The organism is Paraburkholderia gardini (assembly GCF_907164575.1).
Lineage (GTDB): Bacteria > Pseudomonadota > Gammaproteobacteria > Burkholderiales > Burkholderiaceae > Paraburkholderia > Paraburkholderia gardini.
In genome coordinates, this window is record NZ_CAJQYY010000014.1 from 51165 (window position 1) to 67690 (window position 16526).

Below are 16526 nucleotides of genomic sequence, written 5' to 3' on the forward strand. Positions count from 1 at the left end.
ACCGTGAGCGCCCGCTACCCCAGTCCCGCCGAAGACAGCACCGCACCCTGCCCGGACTATCCGCCGGCGCTCGGCGAATCGCGGTTGCTGACGGACGGGGAACTCGCGGCATCGCTGGAATGCGCGTTGCGCACGTGGGACAGCAAGAGCGACCTGTGGCTCTTCGGTTACGGCTCGCTGATCTGGAATCCCGGGCTGCCGACCATCGAAGCCACGCGCTCGAAAGTGCACGGCTATCACCGCGGGCTGTATCTGTGGTCGCGCGTGAATCGCGGCACGCCGGAACAGCCGGGCCTCGTTCTCGCGCTCGATCGCGGCGGCTCATGCACCGGTATCGCGTTCCGGCTGGCCGCCGAAGGCGCGATGCCACATCTCGAAGCGCTCTGGCGACGCGAAATGGCGATGGGCTCCTACCGGCCGGCGTGGCTGCCGTGCGTGCTCGCCGACGGCCGCCGCGTCGCGGCGCTCGCCTTCGTCATGCGTCGCGACGTGCCGAGCTATACCGGCAAGCTGCGCGACGATACGGTCCGGACCGTGCTCGGCTGCGCCTGTGGCCGCTACGGCACGACGCTCGACTACGTCAGCCGCACCGTCGCCGCGCTGCGCGAAAGCGGCATGCCCGATCGCGCACTCGAAGCGCTGCTTGCCCGCTGCCGGTAATCGTCCGCCGGTCACGGATCGAACGACCCGCGGCACCACCCCGAACCACCTGCATTTTTGGCGAAAAGTCCCGCCGCGCGGTTTCTGCGCCAGGGGTTGAATCTCGCCTCGCACGACCCGCGCCGCCGTCTTCAGGCATCCGGGACCGTGATACAGCCATCCGGCCAGGTGCGCCCGGACACGGAGCCGCCATGTGCGTGGTGTATCCTTAATGCTCTGCCATCACGCGCCCAGCCTTGCCGGGCGCACCATCATGAACGACACGTATCCCAGTCGACGCCATACCGACAAACCGCCAGAAAAGCGCTCACTCCTCGAGCGACTGACCGACTTTATCTCGCCCGAGCCCGATTCGCGCGGCGAACTTCTCGAAATCCTGCAGGACGCGCACGAACGCAATCTGATCGACGCCGATTCGCTGTCGATGATCGAAGGCGTGTTCCAGGTCTCCGAACTCAGCGCGCGCGACATCATGATCCCGCGCGCCCAGATGGACGCGGTCAACATCGCGGAAACGCCTGAAGAATTCATGCCTTACGTGCTGGAGAAGGCGCACTCGCGCTATCCGGTGTACGACGGCAACCGCGACAACATCATCGGCGTGCTGCTCGCGAAAGACCTGCTGCGCTACTACGCGGAAGAAGAGTTCGACGTGCGCGGCATGCTGCGCCCGGCCGTGTTCATCCCGGAATCGAAGCGCCTGAACGTGCTGCTGCATGACTTCCGCGTGAACCGCAATCACATCGCGATCGTCGTCGACGAATACGGCGGTGTCGCGGGTCTCATCACGATTGAAGACGTGCTGGAACAGATCGTCGGCGACATCGAGGACGAATACGATTTCGACGAGGAAAGCGGCAACATCATCGCCTCGCCCGACGGGCGCTTCCGCGTGCGCGCGCTGACCGGCATCGAGCAGTTCAACGAGGCATTCAACACGCACTATTCCGACGAGGAAGTCGACACGATCGGCGGGCTCGTCACGCATCACTTCGGGCGGGTGCCGCATCGCGGCGAAAAGGTTCGCCTTGACGACCTGATCTTCGAGATCCTGCGGGGCGATGCGCGGCAGATTCACATGCTGCTGGTGCGCCGTGACCCGATGGCCGGACAGCGCGAGCGCGACGCACAGCACGTCCAGACCTGATTTTCGCCGACGTATCCCGTCTTCCCTCCACTTTTCCCGCCGACCGCGTAACGATGGCCGACCCGATCTCTTCCCGTCTGCGCCGTGGCGTGACGCCCACCGCCACAGAAGCGGGCGGCCGCGCGCTGCCACGCTGGCATTACCTCGTAGCGCTCGCAGCCGGCGCGGCGAACACGCTCTCCTTCGCCCCGACGCCGCACGGCGGCTGGCTCGAACTCGCGCTCTTCGTATTCCTGTTCGCGTGGCTCACGCGCGCGACCGGCTGGAAAAGCGCGGCGCTCACGGGCGGCGCGTTCGGCTTCGGCAATTACGTGACCGGCGTGTGGTGGCTGTACGTTAGCATGCACTTCTACGGCGGCATGGCCGCGCCGCTCGCGGGCGCGGCGCTGGTGCTGTTTTCGCTTTATCTCGCGCTGTATCCGGCGCTGGCCGCGGGCGTCTGGTCGTTTTGCGCCGGACACGCGCGTAACGGCCGGCTCGGCGACAAGCCGTTCGCACCGACGTGGCACGGCGCGTTCGCGTTCGCGAGCGCGTGGGCGATCGGCGAATGGGCGCGCGGAACCGTGTTCACCGGCTTTCCGTGGCTCGCGAGCGGCTATGCGCAGGTCGACGGCCCGCTGGCCGGCTTCGCGCCCGTGGCGGGCGTGTACGGCGTCGGCTGGGTGCTGGCGCTCGTGGCCGCGCTGATCGTGCAGGCGGCGACGCGTTCGCGCGGAACCACGGGCGTCGAGCGTCGATCTGGCAACGGGCGTCTGGCCCGCACGCTCACGCCGGCTGTCATCGCGCTCGGGTTGCTCGCGGCGGGCATGATGCTGCCCTGGGTCCAGTGGACGCTGCCGTCCGGCGCACCGCTTTCCGTGCGTCTGCTCCAGGGCAACGTGAAGCAGGAAATGAAGTTCGAGGAATCCGGCGTCATGACCGCGATCAACGAATTCCAGCAGATGATCACCGCGAAGCCCGCGGATCTGATCGTCACGCCGGAAACCGCGATTCCGGTGCTCGCCCAGCAGGTTCCGCAACCATTCGCCAGCGCCGTGCGGCAGTTCGCCGATACGACGAACTCGTCGATCCTGTTCGGGGCGATCGGCGGCACGATTACGCCAGAAGGCCGGGTCGTCGACTATACGAACAGTCTGTTCGGCATCACGCCCGGTTCAACAGATGTCTATCGCTACGACAAGCATCATCTCGTGCCATTCGGCGAATTCGTGCCGTGGGGCTTTCGCTGGTTCGTGAACCTGATGAACATTCCGCTCGGCGATTTCGCGCGCGGCGATCCGGTGCAAAAGCCGTTCATGGTCCGCAACCAGCCGATTGCGCTCGATATCTGCTACGAGGACATCTTCGGTGAGGAGATCGCGCGCACCGTGCGCGAGAGCGACACGTCGCCGGGCGTGCTCGTCAACTCGACGAACCTCGCGTGGTTCGGCGACACGATCGCGCTCGACCAGCATCTGCAAATCGCACGGATGCGCTCGCTGGAAACCGGCCGGCCGATGCTGCGCGCGACGAACACCGGCACCACGGCGGCAATCGATGCACAGGGCCATGTGATCGCGCGTCTGCCTGTGTACACAAAAGGTTCGCTTGAAGCGACCGTGCAGGGCACGGCGGGCGAAACGCCGTACGTGACGAGCGGCAACAACACGGTGCTGGCGGTTTCGCTGTTGCTGCTCGCGTTCGGGTTTGCGTTTGGGCCGGGGCGGGAGAAGCGCGAAAACGGGGAGTCGGATGACTGAAGTCTGGCGTTGGGCGTCGCGGGTGGGGGTTGCGCGCTCGTTCCGCACTTCGCTGATGTGATCCTGAGAGCGTCAGTCTGCTGGTTTCAGCGAGATCGCACGCGCATGTGCTTGACGCTGTCGAACAGCAGCCGCTCCTCGCTACACCGTTTGAAAGACAGAAGGGCCGATTGAGCGACCCTTCGTTCACGAAACGACGTTAGATCATTGGCGCGCGGCAATTAAATGAGTTGAACCAGCTTTCCGGCCACTCTTCGCGCTCGCTCGACATCTGCCGGCAACCCCATCTGTTCTGTCTCGGCCCATAACAGATAATCGATCACTTCCTCAACCGACTGCCTTTGCACGATGAGCGCGCAAATCCTGGTGACATAGGCATCGTATTCATCCTTCGCGGCATCTTCCCTTCCGATACCGATCGGATCCCAGTCACGAAGCAGAACCTGTTTGGCCTCACCCCGAACGGGAAATATTCTTTTCATGCTCTCAATCTCCGAGCCTTTCAACTTATGGAATTGAGCAACAATCCAAATGGTGAGCTTCATAGGGCGGAACGCGCCATGAAAAGCAGGACAGTAACTACCGGGTAGCTTCCATTAGCAAAGTGAACTTGCCCACCTTGCTCCGTCCCTGGCCATCGACGTCGTTAAACATTTGCTTTTCCGATTGGCACTCTTCAGAAGGGTTGCAGTACTGGAATCAACCACCCCGTTCGTCTCCAAAATAAATATCGAAATAAAGCGGGAGATTGAGTGCCGACAGGCCCGCCATTACATCCGGCTCTAATCCCGGCCCCCCGTTACCGGAGCTCGAAACCCAGAAGCAACTTACCCAGCACTTGCAGCCAAGACCAAGTAAGTTGGCTAGATCAAGCCCGGCGCGTGATATGAGTTCTAAAACGTAGCGCAAGTGGTCGGCTACGTCGGTTGAAGAGACGGAACGCCGGCTGCTCCAAAACCATCCGTATACGCCATCCCGCTCTGTCATCAACGTCGGGGGAACTTGCGAAAACCCGCCGATGGCGTCATAAACCTCCCTCGTCGCCGGATACACACAAAGCGTGACGAAAGTCTCGTCGCAGGCCGACATAGGCTCAATGCCCATCATGGCTCCTCAATCGATTAACAGGCTCATCGACCCTCAACGACTTCCTGGCGCAGGACAACCGAGGTCCTGCCACTGATTCCAAAGCTCTTTGATATCGCTCTGGGTAAAATTTTCGTGCGGTGCCCGACCCATGATTTGTTTTTCAGTATGAGCCCAACGCTGAAAATTTCTGTCGTTGAATCCATACCACTTGTCTCCCGGCGCCAAACCACTCGGGTCTGTGAACTGCACCGGATTCCCGCTGACGTAAGCATACGCGTTCGTCTGCCCACTCGCGTAGCCGATAGGGTCTTCGCTAATGAACCGCCCAGTCTGCGGACTGTAATACCGGTTCCGGTAGTAATACAACCCCGTCCCATCATTCTCCCGTCCCGTAAACTGCTGCGTATTCATATCGGCAGCACCAGTCAGCGTCGTCGCACCATAGGGCTCATAGCGGTATTGCGTCTGGATCTGCTGATCAGAGTCGGTCAGTGCGATCACGTTGTTGTTGCCGTCACGCAGAAAGTAGCGATCCTGACTCGCATCATCGCCAATGCGTCGCAACGTCTGTTCGTCGACGTCACTGTCCGGGTACGCGGAAAACAGGCGGCCGCGTTGCGCCCAGTCGCCCGACGGAATCGCAAGATCAAGTTCGTCGCCGTCCCAGAAATAGTTCATCGGGCTGCCGGCCACGTTACGCACACGACGCCTCCCGAATGCGTCGTAGCTGAAGGCTGCTGTGACCGCTCCACTCATCTGGCTCAACAGATTCTGCTCATTCCACTCGTAGCGATTCACGCCGTCGTTTGACAGATTGCCATTCAGATCCCAGGTCAGCGTCTTACCCGCCCAGCGGGTGAGCTGATTCGCGGCGTTGTACTCGATGTCGCTTTGCGGCTGTGGCAGAACGACTTTCGCCAGACTTCCACCGGTCTTGACGCGCCGTCCTGCGGCGTCATATCCGTATGTCAGGTCGCCAAGAAGACTACCGTTCGATTTCCGATATGTGAGTCCTGTCAGCTGTCCCGCCGCATCCCACGAATAGTCCGCCGTGATGCCGTTGGCCATGGTCATCCGCGTGCGTCGGCCGAGTGAGTCATAGGCAAGCTGAACTGTGCGAACGTCGTCGTTAATCTGATACTCGATCTGCGTCACCCGACGCTCCGCGTCACGACTGAAACTCGCGGTCGCGCGATCAAAGATGACCTGTTGGAGGTCCCGGGTATCAGGCGCGTACAGGTACTGTGCGTAGCCCTGCTTGCTGGGCCATTCCCAGGCGGCGGTATATTTACCACTCACCTGCTCATAGGAGAAAAGCGTCACCGCATCGGCCAGGCCCGGCTGGCTGTCCGTCACGTCAGACAACCGGTTCAGCTTGACGTCCCAACCGTACTGCCAGCTTCGGCTGATCGCAGCCGCTGCTTGCGGCCGGAAATCGACTTTCCGGAGATGTCCCGCCACATCATAGGTATAGGTTCTGACCTGCCCCTTACGATCGGTCGCCGTCGCGATCTGGCCGGCACCATTCCATGTGTATGACTCGCTATGACCTAATGGGTCTGTCCTGCTCACAGGCAGACCGATCGCGTTATAGGTATAGCGTGTCGTGACGCCTTTCGCGTCGGCGTGACTGAGCAGGTGGCCGTTGCGATCCCAGGTAAGGTGGGACCGACCGCCGGTTGCGTCGGTGATATCAACTGGACGATCCAGCGCATCGAGCGTGCGACGCGTCATGTTTCCGGGCGGATCCTGTATGGCAACAAGCCGTCCCACAGCATCTGTCGTGAACTGCGTCGTCCGGTTCAGCGGATCCGTCACGGCCGTAAGATCCGGTCCTGTCCATGTATAGCGTGTCACGCCTTTGAGTGCATCGGTCGAGGTAAGCTGGCGCCCCTGTTTGTCATACGTCATCGTGGTGCGATTGCCGAGCCTGTCGGTAATCGTCACCAGATTTCCTTGCGTGTCGTATCCGTAGACTGTCTTGAACCCGAGGGCGGGGTCACCCGCCTGCGCTTCGGTCAACAGCATGTTGTAGCTGTCGTAGGTGCGCGTAACGAACGTGCTGTACTGGTCCGCCTCGCTGATCCGGTTTCCCTGCGTGTCATACGCGTACCTGTACTGACGATCGGCGGAAGTCACACCCGTGATACGGCCGGTTGCATCGTATGCGAAGGTCTGAACCTGCTGAACGGCCTGTCCAGCGGGATACGTGTTTCGAACCACACGACCATTTACGTCGAACTCCAGTCGACGGATGCTGCCGCGACGGTCTGTCACTTCGCTCTGCATGACTTTGCCATCGGCGATCTTATAGGCGAACCCGAATGCACTTCCGTCGGCCAGTCGTTGCGCCACGACGCGATCGTGATCATCGTACGTGTTGGTCATCTGCACATGCTCTTCCGGATCCCTTACCTCAAGAAGCCGGCCCGCGCTGTCCCAACTGTACTTCCAGACGCCACCTGCGGCATCGGTCACCTGAACCAGGCGATCTTCGCTGTCGTATGCATACACGACGTGGCGATTCAACGGATCGGTTATGCGGCTAATGAGCGGCGTACCGAGATTGCCGACGACCGACTCCAGAATCAACCCACGGCCTCCGGGACTGGTAATTTTCGTGATCGCGCCTGTCTTGTTGTCGCGTTCGATCTGCACAACGTTGCCAGCGCGGTCCTGCACACGCGACAGCCGGTATAAACCGTTGACTGCTGTAAACCTCTGCACAGCGCCGTCGCGGAAAGTGAGCGTCTTGCTCTGTCCTGTCCGATCCGTGTCGCTGAGGCGCGCCCCGAAGTACTCACCCGGGCTCGTCAAGTTGTCCCACGTTGTCGAGGCGTTGGGGCGAAGCGTAAAAGGCACGCGTACGCCACTCGGCAAACGAAGCTCAATGCGCTGACGCATATTGTTTGCGTCACCAGCGTCGATTGTCAGATAACTGTCGTAAGCGAACGTAGCTCCAACGCCAAAAGCACCCACAACGGGCCGTCCGGACGTATCGTAAGCACCGCTTCTGTACACCCGGGCGATATCGACCGGGATTATGTCGGCGACATGCAGGTCGTGTGTGACCAGCCGGAACTGTCCCGTAAGCAGATTGACCGGATCAGCGCCGCTCGTACTATTGCCACAACCGGCCGTGGCAGTCGCGGCACAACTGCCACCATCCCCGCGCTCGCCGTCCGGCGCGTCACCATCCATCGTCACGCTTTCTTCGGGGAGCACGGGCTCCACGGTGTCGCCGGCAGAGGGGCCATTGCAATATTCGTACATCGAGGCCGCCCCATAGCAGGCCATGCCAACACTTGCGGTTGCCGCTTTGGAAAGACAAGCTGGATCGGCAGGGTACGCTCCATTGTTCACATAGGCCCGCACACAGATCGGGTTGACCTCTGCATAGGCGACAGGCGCCTGAAACCACGACATCAAAACAATGATCGCCGATACGGTTGAACGGAAAATCGCTGCGCGACGCAACGCCGGGAGAAAATCTCGCATATCGGGAAGAGCCGGAAAAGTGGGCATGGAGTGCAGTCAAGTGCCCTGATGGGCATCCAGCAAACTGGCGGAGGGAGATGAAAGAACATCATCGCGGGCGGCAGAAGTGGCTGCAGCCCGACGGATTGCCGTGATGTTGCCGGCCGCGTCGTAGTCGTAATACGCGGTGTCGCCTGAGACCGTCACGGACGTGAGTCGTCCCACCGTGTCGTATCCGTAGGTAATATCGTCAGCGTGAGCCATCGACGGCATGACGAGCGCGCACGCAAGCGCAGCGGCTCCGCTTGACCAGTTCAACATCGCCAGTCGGGCCCTGCAAAACCGGGCCAAACTCCCCGCCGCTTGCGGAAATGCGTCAATCATCGATATCTCCTTCGACATTTCATATGACTTACTGAATATCTTTCGAAGATACCGAATCGCGAATCGCGCGGCTGTCCTCCCGTTCCGAGATTGCGTCGGAATACACCGGCGTCGGCGAACCGCTGGCTTTCGCCGCGCCATTTGCGTACTACATACCGCGTACTGCCCGGGCGACACACAAGATCGAAGCGTGTGGTACCGACCCGTGACGTTCATGCCGCAGCCGCTCGAACCGGATGGGAGGGCGAGCGCCAATAACCGAAAAGGACGCACCCAGCGCCCTTTCCGTTAAAATCCATGGTTTGGCACTTTGCTCCACGGCCACCCTCCTGCGTGCCCTGGCGCCCGCGGCGTGGCCCTTATGCCTGAAAGGCACTTCATGCTCACGTTTCAGCAAATCATCCTGACGCTGCAGTCCTACTGGGACAAGCAGGGTTGCGCGCTGCTCCAGCCGATCGACATGGAAGTCGGCGCGGGCACGTCCCACGTTCACACGTTCCTGCGCGCGATCGGCCCCGAGCCGTGGCGCGCGGCGTACGTCCAGCCGTCGCGCCGGCCGAAAGACGGCCGCTACGGCGAGAATCCGAACCGTCTGCAGCACTACTACCAGTATCAGGTCGTGCTGAAGCCCGCGCCGGAAAACATCCTCGACCTGTACCTCGGCTCGCTCGAAGCACTCGGCTTCGACCTGAAGCAGAACGACGTGCGCTTCGTCGAGGACGACTGGGAAAACCCTACGCTCGGCGCATGGGGGCTCGGCTGGGAAGTCTGGCTGAACGGCATGGAAGTCACGCAGTTCACGTATTTCCAGCAGGTGGGCGGTCTCGACTGCAAGCCGGTGCTCGGCGAAATCACTTACGGGCTCGAACGTCTCGCGATGTATCTGCAGAAGGTCGAGAACGTGTACGACCTCGTCTGGACCGAATGGGAAGAGCAAGGCCCGAACGGCCCGGAAACGCGTCGCCTCACGTATGGCGACGTGTATCACCAGAACGAAGTCGAACAGTCGACGTACAACTTCGAACACGCGAACGTCGATCTGCTGTTCACGTTCTTCAACAGCTACGAAGCGGAAGCGAAGCGCATGATCGACGCGCAGATCGCGTTGCCCGCGTACGAACTCGTGCTGAAGGCCGGTCACACGTTCAACCTGCTCGACGCGCGCGGCGCGATTTCCGTGACGGAGCGCGCGGCGTATATCGGCCGCATCCGCGCGCTGTCGCGTCTTGTTGCACAGGCCTACTACGATTCGCGCGAGAAGCTCGGCTTCCCGATGCTCGGCAATCCGGTGCACGGCGTGCCCGGCCTCACCACCGATGCACAGGACGCCGCGATGCCCGCCTGGGCGCCGCCGCTCAAAGTCGAACGCAAGATCGATCCGGACTGACGAGACCACGAACACATGACTCATCCCCAACACACCCTGCTCGTCGAACTGCTGACCGAGGAACTGCCGCCGAAAGCGCTCGCGCGTCTCGGTGATGCATTCGCTGAAGGCATCGCGCAGCGCCTCGCGGCGCGCGACCTGATCGACGGCGAACCGTCGTTCGAACGTTACGCCACGCCGCGGCGTCTCGCGATCGTCATCCAGAACGTACGCGACGTCGCGCCTGAAAAGCACGTGCGCGAGAAGGTGCTGCCCGTATCCGTGGCGCTCGACAAGGACGGCCAACCCACCGCGCCGCTCGCGAAGAAACTCGCGGCGCTCGGCTTCCCCGATTTCTCGGTGAACGATCTCGAACGCGCACCGGACGGCAAGGCCGAAGCGTTCTTCCTGCGCTACGCCGCACCTGGCGCCACGCTCACCGAAGGCCTGCAGGCCGCGCTCGACGAAACGCTCGCAAAGCTGCCGATCCCGAAGGTCATGACCTATCAGCGTCCTGACGGCGCCAACGTGCAGTTCGTGCGTCCGGCACATCGTTTGACCGTGCTTCATGGCGACACGGTCGTGCCGGTCAGCGCACTCGGTGTCGATGCCGACGATACGACACTCGGCCATCGTTTCCTGTCGGAAGGTTTCGTGCAGATCCAGCACGCTGACGTCTACGCGGAAACGCTGATGCACAAGGGCCGCGTGATCGCGAGTTTCGCGGAACGCAAGGAAAGCATCCGCACGCATCTGCTCGCGCAGGCCGAAGGCGACCAGGTCGTGATGCCCGAAGCGCTGCTCGACGAAGTGACGTCGCTGGTCGAATGGCCGGCTGTGTACACCTGTCACTTCGAGGACGAATTCCTGCAGGTGCCGCAGGAATGTCTAATCCTCACGATGCAGACGAACCAGAAGTACTTCGCGCTCACCGATGCGGCGGGCAAACTGCGCTCGCGTTTCCTGATCGTCTCGAACATCGAGACGAAGACGCCGGGCGACATCATCGAAGGCAATGAGCGGGTGGTGCGTCCGCGTCTTGCCGATGCGAAGTTCTTCTTCACGCAGGACAAGAAAAAGCCGCTCGCCGATCGCGTGCCGCTCCTCGCGAACGTCGTGTATCACAACAAGCTCGGCTCGGCGCTGCAACGCGTCGAACGTGTCGAGGCGCTGGCTGGCGCGATCGCCTGCATGATGAACGCGGACGTCGGGCTCGCCACGCGCGCGGCGCGTCTCGCGAAGGCCGATCTGATCACCGACATGGTCGGCGAATTCCCGGAACTGCAGGGCACGATGGGCACGTACTACGCGCGCCACGACGGCGAGCCGGAAGAAGTCGCGCTCGCGTGCTCGGAACACTATCAGCCGCGGTTCTCCGGCGACGCGCTGCCGGCCACCACCACCGGCACGATCGTCGCGCTCGCGGACAAGCTCGAAACGCTCGTCGGCATCTGGGGCATCGGCCTGCAACCAACCGGCGAAAAAGACCCGTTCGCGCTGCGCCGTCATGCGCTGGGCGTGCTGCGTATCCTCGTCGAGAAGCCGTTGCCGCTCGACCTCGTCGAACTGCTGCGCGCGGCGTATGCGCAGTTCGCATCGGTGCCGAACGTCGCCGATTCGACGGCGGCGATCTACGAATTCTGCATGGACCGCCTGAAGGGTCTGCTCCGTGAACGCGGCTACGCTGCAGGCGAAATCGACGCGGTGCTGGCACTGAACCCGACGCGCCTCGACGACATCGTCGCCCGGCTCGACGCCGTGCGCGAATTCGCGGCGCTCACCGAAGCGGCCTCGCTCGCGGCGGCGAACAAGCGGATCTCGAACATCCTGAAGAAGTCGGAAGGTACAACGGGTGGCGTGCAGACCGCGCTCTTCGTCGAACCCGCGGAAAAGGCGTTGTACGCGCAGCTCGAACAGGTTGCGCCGCGCGTGCAGAAGCAGCTGGCCGGGCGCAACTACACGGGCGCGCTCACCGCGCTTGCCGCGTTGCGTGAACCGGTCGATGCGTTCTTCAACGACGTCATGGTCAACGCCGAAGACCCGGCGTTGCGCGCGAACCGTCTGGCGCTGCTCGGTGCACTGCATCAGCAGATGAACTGCGTCGCCGATATTTCGCGGCTCGCTGCCTGAGCGCCACATCATGCCAACCAGCGCGAAAAAAATCATTGTGCTCGACCGCGACGGCGTGATTAACGTCGATTCGGATGCGTACATCAAATCGCCAGACGAATGGATCGTACTGCCGGGCGCGCTCGAAGCAATCGCGCGCCTGACCCAGGCGGGATATCGCATCGCGGTCGCGACGAACCAGTCGGGCATCGGGCGCGGTCTTTTCGACATGAACACGCTGAACGCGATGCATCTGAAGATGCACAAGATGGTCGCGGCGGTCGGCGGCCGCATCGACGCCGTGTTCTTCTGTCCGCATACGGCGGAAGATCAATGCGAATGCCGCAAGCCGAAGCCCGGCATGCTGAAGATGATCGCCGAACGCTTCGAGATCGATCCGGAAGAAACGCCATGCGTCGGCGATTCGCTGCGCGATCTGCAGGCGGCCGCGGCGATCGGCTGTATTCCGCATCTGGTGCTGACCGGCAAGGGCCAGAAAACGCTCGCTGCGGGCGGTCTGCCAGAAGGCACGATCGTGCATGCGGACCTGCGCGCGTTCGCGCTCGACTTCCTCTCAGAAGAACTCGAGTGATGCGACCCGCACGCATCACTTTCATGGATTGACCACACCGATGCGCTTTATCCGTTCGCTCCTGCTGCTGATCTATTTCGTCGTATTCACCGTGCCGTACGCGATTGCATGCTTCATCGCGTTCCCGTTCATGCGTGCCGATAACCGCTACTGGATGGCCGCGGGCTGGTGTGCGTCGACGCTGCATGTCGTGCGCTGGCTGAACGGTATCCGCTACCGGATAGAAGGTTTCGAGAATCTGCCCGACGGCCCCGCCGTGCTGCTGTCGAAGCATCAGTCGGCGTGGGAAACGCTCGCGTTTCCAGCGCTGATGCCGCGACCGCTCTGCTATGTGTTCAAGCGTGAGCTGCTCTTCGTGCCGTTCTTCGGCTGGGCGCTCGGCATGCTGAAGATGGTTCACATCGATCGCAAGGAAGGCAAGTACGCGTTCAACTCCGTGATCAAACAGGGCAAGGCACGCATGGCCGAAGGCGCATGGGTCATCATGTTCCCGGAAGGCACGCGTACACCCACAGGCAAACAAGGCAAGTACAAGACGGGTGGCCCACGCTTTGCGATTGCGTCGGGTGCACCGGTCGTGCCGATCGCGCACAACGCGGGCCGCGTGTGGCCGCGCAACTCGTTCATCAAATATCCGGGTATAGTCACAGTGTCGATCGGCAAGCCGATTGAGACAACGGGGCTCACGCCCGACGAAGTAAACACGCGCGTCGAAACGTGGATCGAAGCGGAAATGCGCCGCATCGATCCTGCTGCGTACAGCGCTGCGGAAAGCACGCCTGCCGCTGCCCGAATCTGACGCGCCCCACGCCATCACGTGGCGTATAGCGCGAAGCCGAAGCCGATGCAGAAGTCTCCCACGTCGCAGCCCGCTGCGGCGCTCGATAGCCGGCAACTCGATCTGCCGCTCTTTGCCGAGCCGGCTGTCCCGATGCCGCCCTCTCCCGCGTCACCCCAAACCCCGTCTTCGTCACAGAAGCCGGGCGCCCAGTACGCCCCCGACGGCACGAAGCTGCGCAGCCTCACGCTCGGTTCGCAGACGCTCCACTATCTGCTGAAGCGCTCGGCGCGCCGGTCGATCGGTTTCGCGATCGACAGCACGGGGCTCATGATCACCGCGCCACGCTGGGTGACGCTCGCCGATATCGAAACGGCCATCACCGAAAAGCAGCGCTGGATTTTCACGAAACTCAACGAATGGCAGAACCGCGTCGAACAGCGCGCGCTGCCGCAGGTCGACTGGAAAGATGGCGCGCAGGTGCCGTATCTCGGCAAGCCTGTCAGCGTGACGCTGGCGGCTTCACGCGGCACGCTCGAGTTCGATGCGCGCCACGCGGCGCTCCTGCTGCCCCTGCCACAGCACGCCGATCCGCAGCAGATCAAGGACCGCGTGCAGGGCTGGCTGCAGAACGAGGCGAAACGGATCTTCGGCGAGCGGCTCGCGATCTATGCCGGGAAGCTCGGTGTGGATTATCGCGCGTACTCGTTGTCTTCGGCGGCGACGCGCTGGGGCAGTTGTTCCAGCGACGGGCGCATTCGCCTCAACTGGCGTTTGATCCACTTTCCGCTTTCGATCATCGATTACGTCGTTGCGCACGAACTCGCGCATCTGCGCGAGATGAACCACAGCCCGCGATTCTGGGAAACGGTCGAGTCGATCTTTCCCGAGTTCCGCGAGGCACGGCAAACGCTCAAGCATCATCCGCCGGAACTGCTGCCCACGCTTTAACGTCGACGTCGCGCGAACCTCGCGACCATGCAAAAGGCCCGCTTGCACAGCGGGCCTTCTGTTTTATTACTGCACTACACGTGCAGCGTGCAGCACATGGACGTTACGGTTTCTTCTGGATGAATTCGATCTTGTAGCCGTCCGGGTCGGTCACGAACGCGATGACGGTCGTGCCGTGTTTCATCGGGCCGGCTTCGCGCACGACCGTGCCGCCTTGCGCCTTGATCTTTTCGCATGCGGCCGAGGCGTCGTCGACTTCGACAGCCAGATGGCCGAACGCCGTACCCATCTCATACGATTCCGTGTCCCAGTTGTGCGTGAGTTCGAGCACGGTGCCATCGCGTTCGTCTTCGTAGCCGACGAACGCGAGTGTGAATTTTCCTTCCGGATAGTCGTTGCGGCGCAGCACTTTCATGCCGAGCAGTCCGGTATAGAAAGCGATCGAACGGTCGAGATTGCCGACCCGGAGCATGGTGTGAAGCAGGCGCATCGTAGACCCCCTGTTGCATTGATGTCGAGGACGTAAATGTACCAAGGAACCCACGAAGCCGCTGGCACCCGCCGCGCTCACCCGGTGCTGTCGCGCAGCGCCCGCCGCAGGATCTTGCCGACCGCGCTCTTCGGCAACTCCGTGCGGAATTCAATCAGCTTCGGGCGTTTGTAGCCGGTGAGCTGCTGCGCGCAGAACGCGAAGATGTCCGCCTGCGAAAGCGCCGGGTCTTTCCTGACGATGAAGAGCTTCACGACTTCGCCCGAATGCGCGTCCGGTACGCCGAGCGCGGCCACTTCGAAGACGCCCGGATGTTTCGCCACGACATCCTCGATCTCGTTCGGATATACGTTGAAGCCCGACACGATGATCATGTCCTTCTTGCGATCGACGAGCTTCACGAAGCCGCGCTCGTTCATCACGCCGATATCGCCCGAGCGGAAGAAGCCGTCGGGCGTCATCACGCTCGCCGTTTCTTCCGGACGGTTCCAGTAGCCCGCCATCACCTGCGGCCCGCGAATGCAGATTTCGCCTGGCTCGCCGGGCGGCACTTCGCGACCGTCGTCGTCGCGAATCGAGATTTCCGTCGACGGCAGCGGCACACCGATCGAGCCGCTGAACTCCGTCGTGCCGGGCGGATTGCTGCTGACCGAAGGCGACGTCTCCGAAAGCCCGTAACCTTCGAGGAGCGGCACGCCCGTCACGGCCTGCCAGCGCGCCGCGACGGCCTGCTGAACGGCCATGCCGCCGCCTGCTGCCTGAACCAGCTTCGAGAAATCGAGCGATGCAAAATCCGGATCGTTGAGGAGCGCGTTAAAGAGCGTGTTCACCGCTGGAAACGTGTTGATCGTAAAACCGCGCAACGTGCGAATCATCGCGGGAATATCACGTGGATTCGGGATCAGGATGCCGAGACCGCCGGTTCGCATCGACAGCAGTCCGCACACGGTCAGCCCGAACACGTGATAAAGCGGCAGCGCGACGACCGTGACGTACTGTTCGATATCGTCGCGGCCACGCACGGACGCTGCGCGCCATGCTTCGGATTGCAGCACGTTCGCGATCAGGTTGCGATGCAGCAGCGTCGCGCCTTTCGACACGCCGGTCGTGCCGCCGGTGTATTGCAGCACGGCGACGTCGTCGGGCGAGATGGCGACGCGCGCGAAGGGCGCGTCCGCGCCTTGCCGGAGCGCCTGTTCGAACGTCACGTGCGAGACGACGGGTGCCGTGTCCGCCTGAGCGCCCGTCGAAGCAACCACCACATGACGCACCTGCGTATTGCGCCCGAGCGCGTTGAACGTCGGCAGGAAAGCATCGAGCAGCACGAGCGCCTGCGCGCCGCTGTCGTTCAGCTGATGTTCCAGTTCGCGCGACGTGTACAGCGGATTCACGTTCACGACGACATAACCTGCTCGCAGGATCGCGGCGAGCGTCACCGGATACTGCAGCAGATTCGGCAGCATCACGGCGATCCGCGCGCCAGGTTCGAGACCTTGCGACTGGAACCACGCGGCCAGCGCACGCGAGCGGTTGTCGAGACCGGCGTAGGACAGTTCGTGCCCCATGCACACGAAAGCAGTCCTCGACGCGAATTTGAGAAAAGCCGCTTCAAGCAGCCCGGCGAGCGAACCGTGCGGTGTGATGTCGATTTCCGCGGGCACGCCGGGTGGGTACGACTTCAGCCAGATTTTTTCCATGCTTCCTCCATTTTTTGCGTCGGGACGCGTCGCTTCGCATCCCGTGT

General features: G+C 62.2%; 14 protein-coding genes. 8 read left to right on the forward strand and 6 right to left on the reverse strand.

What is annotated here, in order from left to right; genetic code table 11:
* Positions 1–3: 3 nt before the first annotated feature.
* The 3 genes from LPA34_RS13425 (at position 4) to lnt (ending at position 3546) form a co-directional block, all read left to right on the forward strand.
* The gene (locus tag LPA34_RS13425; protein ID WP_228978844.1) at positions 4–660 is read left to right on the forward strand and encodes a gamma-glutamylcyclotransferase; all 657 of its coding nucleotides are present in this window, start codon (positions 4–6) and stop codon (positions 658–660) included.
* 253 nt (positions 661–913) lie between these two features.
* Positions 914–1807: an HlyC/CorC family transporter gene (locus LPA34_RS13430; protein WP_228978846.1), complete on the forward strand. Its 894-nt coding sequence runs from the start codon at positions 914–916 to the stop codon at positions 1805–1807.
* A gap of 53 nt (positions 1808–1860) precedes the next feature.
* Positions 1861–3546, forward strand: coding sequence for an apolipoprotein N-acyltransferase (gene lnt, locus LPA34_RS13435; protein WP_228978848.1), 1686 nt, complete (start codon positions 1861–1863; stop codon positions 3544–3546).
* A gap of 221 nt (positions 3547–3767) precedes the next feature.
* Here the strand turns inward: lnt and LPA34_RS13440 are convergent, their stop codons facing one another.
* From LPA34_RS13440 to LPA34_RS13455, 4 genes are all read right to left on the reverse strand, one after another.
* Positions 3768–4091, reverse strand: coding sequence for a hypothetical protein (locus tag LPA34_RS13440; RefSeq protein ID WP_228978850.1), 324 nt, complete (start codon positions 4089–4091; stop codon positions 3768–3770).
* A gap of 154 nt (positions 4092–4245) precedes the next feature.
* On the reverse strand, positions 4246–4653 hold the full coding sequence (locus LPA34_RS13445; protein ID WP_228978853.1) for a hypothetical protein: 408 nt from the start codon (positions 4651–4653) through the stop codon (positions 4246–4248).
* Between the two features lie 33 nt (positions 4654–4686).
* Complete coding sequence (locus LPA34_RS13450; RefSeq protein ID WP_228978855.1) at positions 4687–8160, reverse strand: RHS repeat-associated core domain-containing protein; 3474 nt, start codon at positions 8158–8160, stop codon at positions 4687–4689.
* Positions 8161–8169: 9 nt separating this feature from the next.
* Positions 8170–8496, reverse strand: a complete 327-nt coding sequence (locus tag LPA34_RS13455; protein ID WP_228978858.1) for an RHS repeat domain-containing protein — start codon at positions 8494–8496, stop codon at positions 8170–8172.
* A gap of 379 nt (positions 8497–8875) precedes the next feature.
* On the opposite strand from LPA34_RS13455, the gene glyQ reads away from it, so the two are divergent.
* Genes glyQ through LPA34_RS13480 form a run of 5 tightly spaced genes read left to right on the forward strand, consistent with a single transcriptional unit; the run spans position 8876 to position 14292 of the window.
* Entirely contained in the window at positions 8876–9883 is a 1008-nt protein-coding gene (gene glyQ / locus LPA34_RS13460) for a glycine--tRNA ligase subunit alpha (RefSeq protein ID WP_228978859.1), read from the forward strand.
* A gap of 15 nt (positions 9884–9898) precedes the next feature.
* A complete protein-coding gene (gene glyS / locus LPA34_RS13465) occupies positions 9899–11992 on the forward strand; it encodes a glycine--tRNA ligase subunit beta (protein WP_228978862.1) in 2094 nt (697 codons plus the stop codon).
* 10 nt (positions 11993–12002) lie between these two features.
* Entirely contained in the window at positions 12003–12563 is a 561-nt protein-coding gene (gene gmhB / locus LPA34_RS13470; RefSeq protein WP_228978863.1) for a D-glycero-beta-D-manno-heptose 1,7-bisphosphate 7-phosphatase, read from the forward strand.
* A 40-nt stretch (positions 12564–12603) separates the two neighbouring features.
* Positions 12604–13362 (forward strand): lysophospholipid acyltransferase family protein, encoded by a 759-nt coding sequence (locus tag LPA34_RS13475; RefSeq protein WP_228978865.1) that lies wholly within the window; start codon positions 12604–12606, stop codon positions 13360–13362.
* Between the two features lie 45 nt (positions 13363–13407).
* On the forward strand, positions 13408–14292 hold the full coding sequence (locus LPA34_RS13480) for a M48 family metallopeptidase (protein WP_228978867.1): 885 nt from the start codon (positions 13408–13410) through the stop codon (positions 14290–14292).
* A gap of 103 nt (positions 14293–14395) precedes the next feature.
* Here the strand turns inward: LPA34_RS13480 and gloA are convergent, their stop codons facing one another.
* Both gloA and LPA34_RS13490 read right to left on the reverse strand, forming a co-directional pair.
* Positions 14396–14782 (reverse strand): lactoylglutathione lyase, encoded by a 387-nt coding sequence (gene gloA / locus LPA34_RS13485; protein ID WP_228978869.1) that lies wholly within the window; start codon positions 14780–14782, stop codon positions 14396–14398.
* Between the two features lie 77 nt (positions 14783–14859).
* Positions 14860–16479, reverse strand: coding sequence for a long-chain-fatty-acid--CoA ligase (locus tag LPA34_RS13490; RefSeq protein WP_228978871.1), 1620 nt, complete (start codon positions 16477–16479; stop codon positions 14860–14862).
* Positions 16480–16526: the final 47 nt, after the last annotated feature.

Coding starts and splice junctions, on each gene's coding strand:
- LPA34_RS13430 (WP_228978846.1), top strand. CDS start 914: ATGAACGACACGTATCCCAGTCGACGCCATACCGACAAACCGCCAGAA.
- lnt (WP_228978848.1), top strand. CDS start 1,861: ATGGCCGACCCGATCTCTTCCCGTCTGCGCCGTGGCGTGACGCCCACC.
- LPA34_RS13440 (WP_228978850.1), bottom strand. CDS start 4,091: ATGAAGCTCACCATTTGGATTGTTGCTCAATTCCATAAGTTGAAAGGC.
- LPA34_RS13445 (WP_228978853.1), bottom strand. CDS start 4,653: ATGATGGGCATTGAGCCTATGTCGGCCTGCGACGAGACTTTCGTCACG.
- LPA34_RS13450 (WP_228978855.1), bottom strand. CDS start 8,160: ATGCCCACTTTTCCGGCTCTTCCCGATATGCGAGATTTTCTCCCGGCG.
- LPA34_RS13455 (WP_228978858.1), bottom strand. CDS start 8,496: ATGATTGACGCATTTCCGCAAGCGGCGGGGAGTTTGGCCCGGTTTTGC.
- glyQ (WP_228978859.1), top strand. CDS start 8,876: ATGCTCACGTTTCAGCAAATCATCCTGACGCTGCAGTCCTACTGGGAC.
- glyS (WP_228978862.1), top strand. CDS start 9,899: ATGACTCATCCCCAACACACCCTGCTCGTCGAACTGCTGACCGAGGAA.
- gmhB (WP_228978863.1), top strand. CDS start 12,003: ATGCCAACCAGCGCGAAAAAAATCATTGTGCTCGACCGCGACGGCGTG.
- LPA34_RS13475 (WP_228978865.1), top strand. CDS start 12,604: ATGCGCTTTATCCGTTCGCTCCTGCTGCTGATCTATTTCGTCGTATTC.
- LPA34_RS13480 (WP_228978867.1), top strand. CDS start 13,408: ATGCAGAAGTCTCCCACGTCGCAGCCCGCTGCGGCGCTCGATAGCCGG.
- gloA (WP_228978869.1), bottom strand. CDS start 14,782: ATGCGCCTGCTTCACACCATGCTCCGGGTCGGCAATCTCGACCGTTCG.
- LPA34_RS13490 (WP_228978871.1), bottom strand. CDS start 16,479: ATGGAAAAAATCTGGCTGAAGTCGTACCCACCCGGCGTGCCCGCGGAA.